The 14,409-nt window shown below is 40.1% G+C and carries 17 protein-coding genes; 15 read left to right on the forward strand and 2 right to left on the reverse strand.

What is annotated here, in order from left to right:
* The first annotated feature begins 15 nt into the window (after positions 1 to 15).
* The 4 genes from atpD to murA all read left to right on the forward strand — a co-directional run bounded on the left by atpD (position 16) and on the right by murA (position 3,799).
* Positions 16 to 1,431: a F0F1 ATP synthase subunit beta gene (gene atpD, locus FG383_RS02890; RefSeq protein ID WP_142605347.1), complete on the forward strand. Its 1,416-nt coding sequence runs from the start codon at positions 16 to 18 to the stop codon at positions 1,429 to 1,431.
* A 24-nt stretch (positions 1,432 to 1,455) separates the two neighbouring features.
* Positions 1,456 to 1,860: a F0F1 ATP synthase subunit epsilon gene (locus FG383_RS02895; protein ID WP_142605348.1), complete on the forward strand. Its 405-nt coding sequence runs from the start codon at positions 1,456 to 1,458 to the stop codon at positions 1,858 to 1,860.
* 82 nt (positions 1,861 to 1,942) lie between these two features.
* Entirely contained in the window at positions 1,943 to 2,179 is a 237-nt protein-coding gene (locus tag FG383_RS02900) for a DUF1146 family protein (RefSeq protein WP_142605349.1), read from the forward strand.
* 324 nt (positions 2,180 to 2,503) lie between these two features.
* The gene (murA, locus tag FG383_RS02905; protein WP_142605350.1) at positions 2,504 to 3,799 is read left to right on the forward strand and encodes a UDP-N-acetylglucosamine 1-carboxyvinyltransferase; all 1,296 of its coding nucleotides are present in this window, start codon (positions 2,504 to 2,506) and stop codon (positions 3,797 to 3,799) included.
* Between the two features lie 1,029 nt (positions 3,800 to 4,828).
* Here the strand turns inward: murA and FG383_RS02910 are convergent.
* The gene (locus tag FG383_RS02910) at positions 4,829 to 5,776 is read right to left on the reverse strand and encodes a nuclease-related domain-containing protein (RefSeq protein ID WP_185907829.1); all 948 of its coding nucleotides are present in this window, start codon (positions 5,774 to 5,776) and stop codon (positions 4,829 to 4,831) included.
* A gap of 338 nt (positions 5,777 to 6,114) precedes the next feature.
* Here FG383_RS02910 and spoIID point away from each other — a divergent pair, with 338 nt between their 5' ends.
* From spoIID to FG383_RS02960, 10 genes are all read left to right on the forward strand, one after another.
* On the forward strand, positions 6,115 to 7,056 hold the full coding sequence (spoIID, locus tag FG383_RS02915) for a stage II sporulation protein D (RefSeq protein ID WP_142605352.1): 942 nt from the start codon (positions 6,115 to 6,117) through the stop codon (positions 7,054 to 7,056).
* A 30-nt stretch (positions 7,057 to 7,086) separates the two neighbouring features.
* Positions 7,087 to 7,749, forward strand: a complete 663-nt coding sequence (locus tag FG383_RS02920) for a M23 family metallopeptidase (RefSeq protein WP_142605353.1) — start codon at positions 7,087 to 7,089, stop codon at positions 7,747 to 7,749.
* A gap of 68 nt (positions 7,750 to 7,817) precedes the next feature.
* Positions 7,818 to 8,093 carry a sporulation transcriptional regulator SpoIIID gene (locus FG383_RS02925; RefSeq protein ID WP_093267914.1) on the forward strand — a complete coding sequence of 92 codons (276 nt, stop codon included), beginning with the start codon at positions 7,818 to 7,820 and terminating at the stop codon, positions 8,091 to 8,093.
* Between the two features lie 28 nt (positions 8,094 to 8,121).
* Positions 8,122 to 8,994 (forward strand): hypothetical protein, encoded by an 873-nt coding sequence (locus FG383_RS02930; protein WP_142605354.1) that lies wholly within the window; start codon positions 8,122 to 8,124, stop codon positions 8,992 to 8,994.
* Between the two features lie 227 nt (positions 8,995 to 9,221).
* On the forward strand, positions 9,222 to 10,214 hold the full coding sequence (gene mreB, locus FG383_RS02935) for a rod shape-determining protein (protein ID WP_142605355.1): 993 nt from the start codon (positions 9,222 to 9,224) through the stop codon (positions 10,212 to 10,214).
* A 31-nt stretch (positions 10,215 to 10,245) separates the two neighbouring features.
* Positions 10,246 to 11,085, forward strand: a complete 840-nt coding sequence (locus FG383_RS02940; protein WP_142605356.1) for a flagellar hook-basal body protein — start codon at positions 10,246 to 10,248, stop codon at positions 11,083 to 11,085.
* A gap of 22 nt (positions 11,086 to 11,107) precedes the next feature.
* Positions 11,108 to 11,947, forward strand: a complete 840-nt coding sequence (locus FG383_RS02945) for a flagellar hook-basal body protein (protein WP_142605357.1) — start codon at positions 11,108 to 11,110, stop codon at positions 11,945 to 11,947.
* Positions 11,948 to 11,971: 24 nt separating this feature from the next.
* Complete coding sequence (locus tag FG383_RS02950) at positions 11,972 to 12,238, forward strand: DNA-directed RNA polymerase subunit beta (protein ID WP_142605358.1); 267 nt, start codon at positions 11,972 to 11,974, stop codon at positions 12,236 to 12,238.
* Positions 12,239 to 12,250: 12 nt separating this feature from the next.
* A complete protein-coding gene (gene fabZ, locus FG383_RS02955; protein ID WP_142605359.1) occupies positions 12,251 to 12,691 on the forward strand; it encodes a 3-hydroxyacyl-ACP dehydratase FabZ in 441 nt (146 codons plus the stop codon).
* A 150-nt stretch (positions 12,692 to 12,841) separates the two neighbouring features.
* A complete protein-coding gene (locus FG383_RS02960) occupies positions 12,842 to 13,201 on the forward strand; it encodes a hypothetical protein (RefSeq protein ID WP_142605360.1) in 360 nt (119 codons plus the stop codon).
* A 46-nt stretch (positions 13,202 to 13,247) separates the two neighbouring features.
* On the opposite strand, the gene FG383_RS02965 is transcribed toward FG383_RS02960, so the two are convergent.
* Positions 13,248 to 13,676 (reverse strand): YwpF family protein, encoded by a 429-nt coding sequence (locus FG383_RS02965; RefSeq protein ID WP_142605361.1) that lies wholly within the window; start codon positions 13,674 to 13,676, stop codon positions 13,248 to 13,250.
* Between the two features lie 245 nt (positions 13,677 to 13,921).
* Here FG383_RS02965 and FG383_RS02970 point away from each other — a divergent pair, with 245 nt between their 5' ends.
* Entirely contained in the window at positions 13,922 to 14,341 is a 420-nt protein-coding gene (locus FG383_RS02970; protein ID WP_142605362.1) for a single-stranded DNA-binding protein, read from the forward strand.
* Positions 14,342 to 14,409: the final 68 nt, after the last annotated feature.

The following is a 14,409-nucleotide window of genomic DNA, read 5'->3' on the forward strand; positions in this document are numbered from 1 at the left end:
CAGGAGGGAACAGTAGTGAACAAAGGACAAGTACTACAAGTAATGGGTCCGGTTGTTGACGTTAAGTTTGACAATGGCCAATTACCAGCTATTTATAACGCTTTAACTGTAGCGATTGAACGTCCAAACGAAGCGCCTACTACGTTAACGTTAGAAGTAGCTTTACACTTAGGAGATGACGCAGTTCGTACTATTGCGATGGCATCAACTGATGGTCTTAAGCGCGGTACGGAAGTAATTGACGCTGGTGCAGCGATTTCTGTTCCAGTTGGTGACGTAACACTAGGACGTGTATTCAACGTGTTAGGTGAAGTTATCGACTTAGGAGAAGAAATTTCAGTGAATGATCGTCGTGATCCAATTCACCGTGCAGCTCCAACATTTGAAAATCTTTCAACAGAAGTTGAAATTCTTGAAACAGGTATTAAAGTAGTAGACCTACTAGCTCCTTATATTAAAGGTGGTAAAATCGGTCTATTCGGTGGTGCCGGAGTAGGGAAAACAGTTCTTATCCAAGAACTAATCAACAACATCGCACAAGAACACGGTGGTATTTCGGTATTCGCTGGTGTTGGTGAGCGTACACGTGAAGGAAACGACTTATTCCATGAGATGAGCGATTCTGGCGTTATTAAGAAAACAGCAATGGTATTCGGTCAAATGAACGAGCCACCTGGTGCACGTATGCGTGTTGCCTTAACTGGTCTTACAATGGCTGAATATTTCCGTGATGAACAAGGTGCAGACGTACTATTATTCATCGACAACATTTTCCGTTTCACACAAGCAGGTTCGGAAGTATCAGCACTACTAGGTCGTATGCCTTCTGCTGCTGGTTACCAACCAACACTTGCAACGGAAATGGGTCAATTACAAGAGCGTATCACGTCTACTAATACTGGTTCGGTTACATCTATCCAAGCGATCTATGTACCAGCCGATGACTATACGGATCCAGCTCCTGCAACAACATTTGCTCACTTAGATGCAACAACAAACTTAGAGCGTAAATTATCTGAGATGGGTATTTACCCAGCGGTAGATCCTCTAGCTTCTTCTTCTCGTGCGCTTTCACCAGAAATCGTAGGACAAGAGCATTATGATGTAGCACGTCAAGTGCAATATACATTACAACGCTACAGAGAGCTTCAAGATATCATTGCAATCTTAGGTATGGATGAATTAGGGGACGATGACAAGTTAACGGTTAACCGTGCTCGTCGTATTCAGTTCTACCTATCTCAAAACTTCCACGTTGCGGAACAATTTACTGGTCAAAAAGGTTCATACGTTCCAGTTAAAGAAACAGTTCAAGGATTTAAACAAATTCTTGAAGGACAATATGACCACCTTCCAGAAGATGCTTTCCGTCTAGTTGGACGCATTGAAGAAGTAGTTGAAAAAGCAAAAAGCATGGGCGTAGAAGTATAATAAATCGGACCAGGAGGTAAAAATATGAAGACACTTACAGTCAATATTGTCACTCCCGACGGCCCGGTATACGATTCTGAAGTCGACATGATCATCGCTAAAACAGCATCCGGTGAAATCGGTATTTTACCTGGGCATATTCCAACAGTTGCGCCACTAGTAGTAGGTGCAGTTAAACTGAAAAAAGATGGAAAATCCGAGTACGTAGCAGTAAGCGGTGGATTTGTAGAAGTTCGTCCTGAAAAGGTTTCGATTCTAACACAATCAGCTGAAGTTGCTTCTGATATCGATGTAGCTCGTGCTAAAGAATCGATGAAACGTGCAGAAGAACGTCTTCAAGGAAAAGCTGATGCAACTGACTTTAGTCGTGCAGAACTATCTTTGAAACGTGCGATGAATCGTATCAACGTTTATGAGGGTAACATTTAACTATAATTTAGTAATATGGAACGGGCAGAACTAGTTCTGCTCGTTTTTTTCTTGAGTTGTGAAAAATGGAGGACGATGAAAAATGGATTTATTAAATAGCGAACAAGCAGTAATTGCGATTTTAGCAAATATTTTTTTTATCGGCATTTCTTTTTATGCATTACAGGCACTCATGGTGGACAGAATAATTAAAAAGAATCATGTGTTTCAAGCACAACTTTTATTTATTTTGACTAGCATAACAATTGGTTCTTCTGTAGCAAATTTTTTCTTAAACCTCACTGCCTGGTCGGACCAATTACAGTTTTTATTTAACTAAATCAGATCCTATATGCTCATGCAAATAATGGATAAGTTTGTATGAGCATGTAGAATCTGCACGTATTTCCTGGGAAATATTATGTCGAAAAGGTTTTGTACGAAGCTTTACGGGGTACTTAAAATTATCTACACGAAAAGCCTGGGTATTACGTATAATAGAACAAGAAAATATACTGAAATAGACATTGAAAATAGTGTTTTTGATGCTTGTATATAGTCGAATTACGTTGTATGATGAATATTGTTTTGAATACCTAAATATGACATCATACATATTTCTTTTATATAAAGCAAATGAGGATAAGAACGCGGAGGGAACGAAGTGGATAAAATCGTTGTTAAAGGTGGCCAAACGTTAAACGGGAAAGTTCGAGTAGAAGGTGCAAAAAATGCTGTCCTACCAGTACTTGCAGCTGCATTGCTCGCGACAAACGGGAAAAACGTTATTAAAGATGTACCAACACTTGCAGATGTTTTGACAATAAACGAGGTTTTAAAAAGTTTAAATACAGAAGTAATATATAATCCTGAGAAAAACGAAGTGATTATTGATTCACAAAAGAAACTTTCGAGTGAAGCTCAATTTGAGTATGTGCGTAAAATGCGTGCTTCTATTCTTGTAATGGGGCCAATTTTAGCGCGCAATGGATTTGCTCGCGTTGCACTACCTGGTGGTTGCGCGATTGGATCACGTCCAATTGACCAACATTTAAAAGGTTTTGAAGCAATGGGTGCTGAAATTTCTTTCGGTAATGGATTTGTAGAGGCAAAAACAAACGGTCGTTTACAAGGTGCCAAAATTTATCTAGATGTACCAAGCGTTGGTGCAACTGAAAACATTATGACAGCTGCGGCACTTGCGGTAGGTACAACAGTTATTGAAAACGCTGCAAAAGAACCGGAAATTGTCGATTTAGCTAACTTCATTAACGAAATGGGTGGAAATGTGCGTGGTGCTGGTACAGACACTATTCGTATTGAAGGTGTTGCGGAACTTCACGGTACAGAGCATCATATCATCCCGGATCGAATTGAAGCAGGTACATTTATGGTAGCTGCAGCTATTACAAGAGGTAATGTAATTATCGAAAATGCTGTTCCAGAACATATGACTGCGCTTATTTCCAAAATGCAAGAAATGGGTGTGGAAATTAAAGAAGAGGAACAGGGCCTTCGTGTGAAAGCTAGTGGCGATTTAAAATCTGTAGATATTAAAACAATGCCACATCCTGGTTTCCCAACTGATATGCAATCACAAATGATGGCATTGATGATGACAGCACATGGTACTGGTATCATTACAGAAACCGTTTTTGAAAATCGTTTCATGCATGTGGAAGAATTCCGACGCATGAATGGCAATATGAAAATTGAAGGGCGCTCCGTTATTATGGAGTCACCATCTAATCTACAAGGCGCAGAAGTTGGTGCAACTGACTTACGTGCAGCAGCAGCATTAATCATCGCTGGCTTAGTTGCTGAAGGTATTACTCGTGTAACTGAACTTTATCATTTAGATCGCGGTTATGTGGACTTCGACAAAAAGCTCGCAGCACTTGGTGCAGACATTGAACGTATCGGTACCGAAAGACCTGAAAAAGCAGTACAATTCGTATAATATAATATGTAAAGCACTGTACATGTATTCGTGTATAGTGCTTTTTGTGTTTGGTTGCTCTTGTTGGTGAACTGGTTGCTTAGCGAGGGAGATTGGTTGCTTATGACCACGAACTAGTTGCTTTCACAGTGGGATTGGTTTCCCTTTGCCACTTTTTAGTAGGCGAGAGCTCCCATTTCGGAGACGTAGCGGAATTGCAGTCGCCATTTGTAGTTGGTTGCTCTCGCCAGGGAACTGGTTGCTTAGCGAGAGGGATTGGTTGCTTACGACTGCGAATTAGTTGCTTTCACAGTGGGATTGGTTTCCCTTTGCCACTTTTTAGTAGGCGAGAGCCCCCAATTCGGAGGCGTAGCTGAATTGCAGTCATTATTTGTAGTTGGTTGCTCTCGTCAGGGAACTGGTTGCTTAGCGAGAGGGATTGGTTGCTTATGACCACGAACTAGTTGCTTCCAAAGTCATTTTAGTTGCGCATTGCCAATTACTAGTAGTCGAGAGCTCCCATTTAGGAGGCGTAGCAGAATTGCAGTCGTCATTTGTAGTTGGTTGCTCTCGCCAGGGAACTGGTTGCTTAGCGCGGGAAATTGGTTGCTTTCACCTGCGAATTAGTTGCTTCCACAGTGAGATTGGTTTCCCTTTGCCACTTTTTAGTAGGCGAGAGCTCCCAATTAGGAGGAGTAGCTGAAATTGCAGTCATTATTTGTAGTTGGTTGCTCTCGCCAGGGAACTGGTTGCTTAGCGAGAGGGATTGGTTGCTTACGACTGCGAATTAGTTGCTTTCACGGTGGGATTGGTTTCCCTTTTCCACTTTTTAGTAGGCGAGAGCCCCCCATTCGGAGGCGTAGCTGAATTGCATTCGTCATTTGTAGTTGGTTGCTCTCACCAGGGAACTGGTTGCTTAGAGAAGGAGATTGGTTGCTTTCGACCGCGAATTGGTTGCTTCTATAGTCGATTTAGTGTCCCTTTGCCAATTACTAGTAGGCGAGAGTCCCCATTTCGGAGGCAAAGCTATTTTATTTCCCCTAGTACACATTATTTATCAAATTTCATACTATATTTTCTGCTTCGGGATTGTCCAGTTTTGATTAGCATAGGATTGTTTAATATTTTTGTTGCTTCATACTTATTGTTTAGCTGTAAAAATTGTTGACATTCTTGGTTAGATATTGTGCTTTTATAGACGAGAAAGTAATCTCTTAGTGCGGCTTCATGTGCGTGGCGATGAGAGGATCTGCATCTTGGGCAATACCAATTTCGAATCACTTTTTTCATTCCAATTAATCCGCAGTGCACACATTCGACACCTTTTCGAAGTGAGTTGGGATCAATACCAAAATGATTGGTCAATGGAAATGGCTGAAAATCGATACTTTCTTTTAGAAGAAAATATTTTAAGCTTTCTAACTGTGCATCTGTTAGAATACAAGCGTTAGCTGGGATATTTCGTATATAAGGTTTGATTCCTCTTCGGAATACTATAGTTTTATTTTTTGGGGGGTCTTTAATAATGCTTGAAGAAAAGGCGAAAGCGACGGCACTAAAGATAGGCAATGAAATATGATTTGCTTGAAATAATCGTTTCAATTGGGATTGGTAGTCTTCTGATTGAAGGAATGGATTGTCAAATGCATGTGTTTCGTTTGTTGCCAACGTTCTAATCATTTGCTGGTCTGTAAATGTAATTTCGCCTTTAATATTTTTCACTTCTAAAATTAACGCATAGTACTGAGTAATGATTAGTATATCCATTTGAAAAAGAGTTTCGGAATACAATAAAATATTATGAAAAGCGTAAAATTTATAAGGCAAATCCAATTGCTCAATTACTTTCATCACGGCTTCTTCTCCGATATTACCAGCCACTTTTTGATAGTATTCTTCTTGTATTTTAGAAAATTTCAAATCATTTTTAGGCATTCTTTTATATAGAGCATGCAAAGCTTCTACATATAGGGAAGCCGAATATTTTTTGATTATCATCATATCACCTCGCAAGTAGCTTAGCATAATCTACATGAAAACTAGAAATGCCAGAAATAGCGTTTTAGTATTAGTTTTTGCAAGGAAAGTAAGTGGAAATTGCATTTTGGCTTGAAATAAAGCATCAAAAATCAATTTTGCTATAATTTTTATTAGGTTGGTTGCTTTCATACATACGACGGAACTGGTTGCTTTCGGCTTACAAACAGTTGCTCTCCCGACTCATTTGGTTTCCCTTAGCTATATTTCGTTAAATGCTGGATAATAATTCCACTCCACTCTTGCTGTTCCAAAAAAATCTACTCATGAGAACTCCCTCCCTAGCATATAGTTGTCCCATGAAACAAAATATCCTACTACTCATCCTTTGCATCGGACTCTTGTTATTACCCTTTTTATTGATCAAAGAAAAGCACGAGGCACAACCTGCACCAGAAGTCGAAAAAGTAATCGAAGTAGACTGCCCAATACTAATAGAAGTGGAAGGGGTCAAGGAGAAAATTCCTCTTGAAACATACGTACTAGGTGTAGTAGCTGCAGAAATGCCTGTTTCCTTCCATGAAGAAGCGTTAAAGGCACAATCCATTGCGGCAAGGACGTATGTGCTAAGAGAAACAAACTATGGGAAAAAGTCGATCGATAAAACGGTGCAAAAACAAGTATACGCAACGCTAGAAGAGCGCAAGAAAAAATGGGGGGCCTCCTTTGAAGCATATGAGGACAAGCTTCAAAAGGTCGTCGCAGCTACAAAAGGAGAAATTATCGTATATAAAGATCAGCTGATTACGGCGATGTTCTTTTCCTCAAGCAATGGCCAAACAGAAAGCGCAGAAAATTACAGCGGGTATGCGATTCCGTATTTAGTTTCGGTGCCGAGTGGGGCAGAAGAACAATATGCTCCAAATGTAAAAAAACAATTCGAGTTTACGCATAAACAATGGGCAAATGCCTTTGGTCTAAAATGGTCTTCTAACATAGCAACTAGTTTTCAAGTTACGAAGACAGATACAAACCGAATAGAGTCAGTTCAAATGAGTGGCAAAACATGGACAGGCAGAGAAGTTCGCGCATTACTTGGCCTCCCTTCCACAGATTTCGAAGTAACTTTCCAGAATGATAAGGTGGTAGTGGACACCGTTGGATACGGGCATGGAGTAGGGATGAGCCAGTACGGGGCCGAGGTGCTGGCGAATGATTCGGCAAGCGCTCATGATATTTTATTGCACTATTATAAAGGAACTGAAATAAAAAGTTTTTCGGCATGTTTAAAATCTCCTTGATTTGCCAAGAATGCAATTGAGGTGATGAAAATGAGAGAAGAACAATCGAACAAGACTTCTCAGAAGAAGAAAACAAATCCGAAAAAGCCGTGGTTTTGGCCACTAGTGTACACAGGTTTTTCGGTAGCTTTTGTAGGAATGATTTGGGGGTACAATGTCTATGTGAGCAATGATTCAGCAGAAGATGCTGAATGGACCAAAACTGGTAATGAACCTGACAAAGTAGCAATCGAAACGAACGCTCAAGCAGAAACGATGAAATATCCTTTCAAAGAAGAACTGTTTGATAAAGTTGAGGTTGTACAACATTATTACGACATGGAAGCGGATGAAACGACACGTGAAAAATCCTTGCTCGTATTCAATCAAACTTACAGCACAAGCACAGGCGTATCTCTTTCTATGAATAGCGAACCTTTCGAAGTAGTAGCTGCAATGAGTGGAAAAGTAGAAGAAGTTAATTTAGATCCATTTGTAGGAGATGAAATCGTCTTATCGCATGCAGATGGTAAGCAAACGAAATATCGCTCAGTCACTGGTATTCTAGTAAAAGTTGGAGACGAAGTAGAACAAGGTCAACCCCTTGCAACTACATCGGAAAATGAATGGAATCCAACAGCAGGTATCCATTTGCAATTTGAAGTACTCGAAAACGGCGTACTTATTAACCCGGAATCATTACTAGCTTTTTAATTCATAATACCCTATACGTATGCATAAAGTGATGAAAAGTGTTCCTTTACTAACGAAAGGAAGAGTTGGTGCACGAAACGATTCGTCATAGATGTATACGTTTAGGTGAAATGGTCATTGAAACGAAAAAAACTGTCCGTGCCATCGCGAGCACAACCGGTCATTCCAAAAGTACCGTTCATAAGGACTTGACGGAAAGACTTCATTTAGTAGATCCGCAGCTAGCAAAAGAAGTGAAAGAAATTCTTGCGTATCATAAATCGGTCAGGCATTTGCGAGGTGGAGAAGCTACGAAAAGAAAATGGAAAACAAAAAAGGAAGATAGGAAAGGTCGTGATTTGTAACAATCACGGCTTTTTCTTGTAGATTGGAATGCAAGTTAAGCATTGCCCAAAGATAAAAAGATTTCGAGAGTTGGTTGCTCTCGTAGGCAAACTGGTTGCTTTCCCAAGCGTTTTAGTTGCTATCACTATTCAATTGGTTGCTGTCCCTGCCAATTTGGTTTCCCTAAGCCAATTATTTCAAATAAATCATCGCTTTTCACTACATAAAGCGATTCTCCTACGGCAACAAGAATTGGTTGCTCTCGCAGACGAACTGGTTGCTTTCCCATGCATTTTAGTTGCTGTCACAGCCCAACTGGTTGCTCTCCCTGCTAATTTGGTTTCCCTAAGCCATTTATTTCAAATAAATCAATGCATTCCATTACATAAAGTGATTCTCCAGCGGCAACAAGAAGCTATCGTTGAATTGGTTGCTCTCGCAGTCGAACTGGTTGCTTTCCCATGCATTTTAGTTGCTGTCACAGCCCAACTGGTTGCTCACCCCGCCAATTTGGTTTCCCTAAGCCAGTTATTTCAAATAAATCACCTCATTCCACTACATAAAGCGATTCTCCAGCGGCAACAAGAAGCTTGCATTGAACTGGTTGCTCTCGCAGACGAACAGGTTGCTATCCCATGCGTTTTAGTTGCTGTCGCAGCTCAATTGGTTGCTCACCCCGCCAATTTGGTTTCCCTAAGCCAGTTATTTCAAATAAATCACCGCATCCCACTGCTTAAAGTGATTTTCCTGCTGCAACAAGAACTGGTTGCTCTCGCAGTCGAACTAGTTGCTCTCCCAGACATTTTAGTTGCTGTCACTGCCCAACTGGTTGCTCAACCCTCCAATTTGGTTTCCCTAAGCCAATTATTTCAAATAAATCACCATATTCCACTACATAAAGCGATTCTCCAGCGGCAATAAGAAGCTTGCATTAAACTAGTCGCTCCCGCAGACGAACTAGTCGCTTTCCCAAGCAATTCAGTTCCCCCCCACATCAAATTGTCCTTTCTCACTATTTCCCGCAAATTCTGCATAATACGTTTCTAAAAAAAGTGTAATTCTGACAAAACTATGATAAAATTATATGTTAGAGACATAACGCAAAATACATATTATAAGGTTCTAACAGGGAAGGAGAAACACTGTTAATGTTTGCCAAGGATATTGGAATAGATTTAGGTACTGCGAACGTATTAATTCATGTAAAAGGAAAAGGGATTGTATTAAACGAACCTTCCGTTGTAGCTATAGATAGAAACACCAAAAAAGTGCTTGCAGTAGGCGAGGAAGCCCGTCAAATGGTCGGGAGGACTCCAGGTAACATCGTAGCGATTAGACCCCTTAAAGACGGTGTAATTGCCGATTTTGATATAACAGAGGCCATGCTCAAGTATTTCATTAATTCATTGAACGTAAAAGGATTTTTGTCCAAGCCACGCATTTTAATTTGTTGTCCAACAAACATTACAAGTGTAGAACAAAAAGCAATTCGTGAAGCTGCAGAGAAATCTGGCGGTAAAAAGATATACTTAGAAGAAGAACCAAAAGTGGCGGCAATCGGTGCCGGCATGGATATATTCCAACCGAGCGGTAATATGGTTGTGGATATTGGAGGCGGTACGACAGATGTTGCAGTACTATCGATGGGAGATATTGTAACTTCCGAATCGATTAAAATTGCAGGAGATGTTTTTGATAACGACATTCTTCAATATATTAAAAAAGAGTACAAGCTTTTAATCGGGGAACGTACAGCAGAAAATATTAAAATGACGATTGGGACGGTTTTCCCAGACGGCCGCAAAGAAGAAATGGATATCCGCGGACGAGATATGGTAACAGGACTTCCGAGAACGATAACGATCCATTCGGAAGAAATAGAAAAAGCATTACGTGAATCTGTTTCTGTAATTGTACAAGCTGCTAAAAATGTGCTCGAAAAAACACCACCTGAATTATCAGCAGATATTATTGACCGAGGTGTCATTATAACTGGTGGGGGAGCGCTTTTACATGGCATGGATCATCTACTAATGGAAGAATTGAAAGTACCTGTATTTGTTGCAGAAGCTCCGATGGATTGTGTCGCAATCGGAACCGGAATTATGTTAGACAATATAGATAAAATAACTAGACGCTAGCTAAACATCAAATTAGAGTGGAGGCTTTCTCATGTTTCGTGGATTTCATACTGTTGCATCTGGAATGATTGCGCAACAACGTAGAACAGAGTTGCTGACAAATAATATGGCCAATGCCAATACACCAGGGTATAAAGCGGATCAATCGACGATCCGTTCTTTTCCAGACATGCTCCTGTCTCGGTTAGGAGCTACTAAAATACCAACGGAAAATGCTGTACAAGGAAAGTATGCAGCGGAAATTGGTGAACTTGGTACAGGTGTGTATATGCAAGAAACGATTGCATTATTAACGCAAGGTCAATTGCAACAAACGGAGCTAAATACGGATATTGCTTTGATCGATGGTACACTTCCCGTAGACGCGGAAACTGGTCAAACAGGAGCAGTTTTTTATCGCTTGCAACATCCTGTAGAAGGCGAAGCATACACTCGAAACGGTAATTTTACGCTAGATCCAGCAGGCTTTTTAACGAATGCACAAGGGTTGTATGTACTGGACAATAATGGAGAGACGATCCAACTGCAAAATGATGATTTCCGCGTGGCAGGGGATGGACAGATTTTTGTAAATGACGCTTCTGTTGCACAAATCGGGGTTTCATTTGCAGCACAACCAGATAGTCTGAGAAAACAAGATAACGGTCTATTTCAAACAGCGGACGGTACTAACTTGCCATCCGCTTACAATACGGCAAACGTAAGCTTCTCTATGCAACAAGGGTATATTGAACGATCAAACGTCGATGCCGCAAGAACGATGACAGATCTGTTAACTGCATACCGAGCATTTGAAGCAAACCAAAAAGTACTGCAAGCATACGACCAAAGCATGCAAAAAGCAGTAAACGAAGTAGGACGCGTGAACTAATAAAGAAAGGAGGTCCACATACATGTTACGTACAATGATTACGGCAACAAACACGATGACGCAGCTACAAAGCCAACTAGATGTTATCGGAAATAACCTTTCCAACTCGGGCACGCATGGCTACAAAACAAAAGACGTAAAATTTCAAGAATTACTTTACCAACAATTTAATAACGATAAATTGGACACAGCCGAAAGACAATCTCCTGTAGGAATTCGTTATGGAGTAGGTGCTTCCCTTGCCCAAGCGCAGATGAACTGGAAACAAGGAAGCTTGCAATCTACTGATCGTGACCTAGATTTTGCTTTTCAAGAACCGAAACAATACTTTAATGTCCTAATGCCAGACGGCGAAAATGGACAACAAACAGCATATACACGTCAAGGAGCATTCTATGTATCGCCAGTAGAAAACGGTCAGTTAATGCTTGTAAACGGCGACGGCTATCCAGTGGCAGATAGTACAGGGCAAGCAATTATGATTCCAGAAAATGTTTCACGCTTTTCGGTAAATGAAACAGGTATCCTCACTGCGACGTACCCAGATGGTGCAACAGTTCAGCGCGAACTAGCGGTCTCTGTTTTACAAAAGCCGCAGTTAATGGAACAAATCTCTTCGACCTATATTGCCATGCCTACTAACTTAGATGAACTAGGTGTCAATGAAGATGACGTGATGACGGATCTCCAAGGAGCAAATCGAGGCGAAATTGCACTAACCAACCAAGTGCTTGAAATGTCAAATGTAGATATATCAAAGGAAATGACGGATCTCATGACAGCGCAAAAGTCATACCAATTCAATGCACGTTCGATTACAATAGCAGACCAGATGATGGGTCTCATCAATGGAATAAGATAATCATTTCCGTAAGGAGTTAGGCTTATGACAGAAGAAGTAAAAATCTCTGGCAGACGACAGCGACGATTAGAAAACGAACAAGCCCGAGCAGAAGAACCTAAAAAAATACATTGGGTACAAATTCGTATGTTCCCTATTTGGCTGCGTATACTACTATGTATCGTACTTTTTTCTGGAGCTGCCGCTGCAGGATTAATGGTAGGATACGGAGTATTAGGTGGAGGAACACCGAAAGATGCACTTAAGTGGGAAACATACCAACATATTTTAGATATAAAAGATGGGAAATAGGAGGAAGATTCCATGTTAACAACAGAGCAAGTACAAGCACTTTTACCCCATCGTTATCCATTCTTAATGATTGACCGTATTTTGGAATTAGAAGAAGGAAAACGAGCAGTAGGATTGAAAAATGTAACAATCAATGAAGAGTTTTTTAATGGACATTTCCCTGGATATCCAGTAATGCCAGGTGTACTAATCGTAGAAGCACTTGCACAAGTAGGAGCAGTGGCCGTGTTACAAATTCCTGAGAATAAAGGAAGACTGGCTTTCTTTACTGGAATTGATAATTGCCGCTTCAAACGTCAAGTAAAGCCAGGCGATCAATTAAAATTAGAAGTAGAACTGACGAAACTACGTGGTGTAATGGGCAAAGGACATGCTATCGCAACGGTAGACGGCGAGCTTGTTTGTGAAGCAGACATCCTATTTGCATTAGGTCCTGTAGTAGATAAAGCTTAATAATAGTATTCCTTTATTCGCTAAAAAATACAGATCCCAAACATGTAAAAACAGGCAAGTTTGCCATGGGATAGTTCCTTCTTTTCTTGGACAACCTATCGTAAGTCACAAAAGTGTGACGAAGATAATCCAGAAAGGAGGAATTTTTTAATGCTCAAAAAAGCAGTGCCAGTAGTGGCTATTTGTTCTGTTTTGTTAGTAGGATGTAATATGGACAAAACTGTTCCAAATAATAACGAAACTCCGATGGAAGAGGTTCGAGATAATGTGGACAAAATTGTTCCGGATCCAGGTGTAAATACGCCTTCGCCAACGAACGAAAATGGTAATGATGTATACAACAATAACGGTGGAAACAACGGGATAAACGAAACACAACCAAATGTGCAAGACAAGATGGTACCAAATCCCAATGATGATCTCGTAACACCAAATGCTAATAACGAAGTAATTCCACAACCTAATGCGACAATTGACGACATTAAAGTTAAAGAAGACATCAATAAATAATAAAAAGAAAGCTGATTCCAAGTGGTTTAACTTGGAGTCAGCTTTTTCATTGATCTCTTTTTAAAGTAGGTCTAGTTTTCATATCATGTTCAAACTTCGTTAAAAGCGCTTCGCCAGTTAACCCTTCTTCGATTAAATCAGCAAGTAAAGACTCCGCATATTTTCTTCTTGCACGTTTTAATGTCCCGCGTAATAACACCGATAAATAATCCCCAATCCGCTTTACCGAATAAGTAACTACCTCAAAATGTGCAGGTTCATTTTCTGGATAAGAAATAACAACTTTTGTATTAAATAATTCACCAGAAGTTTTTAATTCATTAAAAAAAGCTTCGTATTTTTGATCGATAAATAATTCTAAAACCCATGACCGGCTTGTATTCTCTTGATTGATGACAATTCCATCTTCCAGTGTAATCGGCATTTCTTTACTATCACGAATTAGATCAACGGAAATCATTTTGAATGTTTTCATATTCAATCCACCTTTTCAGGATTAATTACTACCCATTATAGCACAGTAATACTACTGCAAAAAAATAAATACGAAAATGCTAAAATGGCATTTTGGATAGTGGTTTTATTAGTATTGAGAAGAATGAGGAAATACAAAACTCCATTTTGATAAAGAAAAACGTGCGAAAATGAAATTGTTGACTTTTGCTAACAATTTCATGTGCCGGTATGATAATGCCAATGAGACAAAAGGAGGTGACAAAAGTGAACACAGTTTCGATAATCGGACGAATGACAAAAGCTCCACAGCTCAAACATTTATCGGAAGGGAGAATGCAAACAAGTTTTGTCCTTGCGGTAAACAAAGGATATAAAACCGATGATGCGGATTTTGTGCTATGCACGATTTGGGGAAAGCTCGCGGAAACGACCGTCAAGTATTGTGGGAAAGCCTCACTTGTTGGGATATCAGGTAGGCTAAATACGAGGTCATACGAAAAAGGCGATGGAACAAGAGTATTTGTAACAGAAGTAGTTGTGGAGGACATCCGATTTTTAGTGACTAAAAAACGAAACGAAGAAGAACAAAATAACACTCCAACAAATGCTGCACACGTACAACCAAGGGATGAGGAAACCGATTTTGAATTTCCAGCAACACAATCCAATCAACTTCCAGTGTAAAAAGCGAAGACCGCAAAGCTTTGCTTATATCAAGAGAGAAAAACCTGACCGAAAGAAGCACGGTCAGG

The sequence above is a fragment of the Psychrobacillus soli genome, assembly GCF_006861775.1.
Classification (GTDB): Bacteria; Bacillota; Bacilli; order Bacillales_A; family Planococcaceae; genus Psychrobacillus; species Psychrobacillus soli.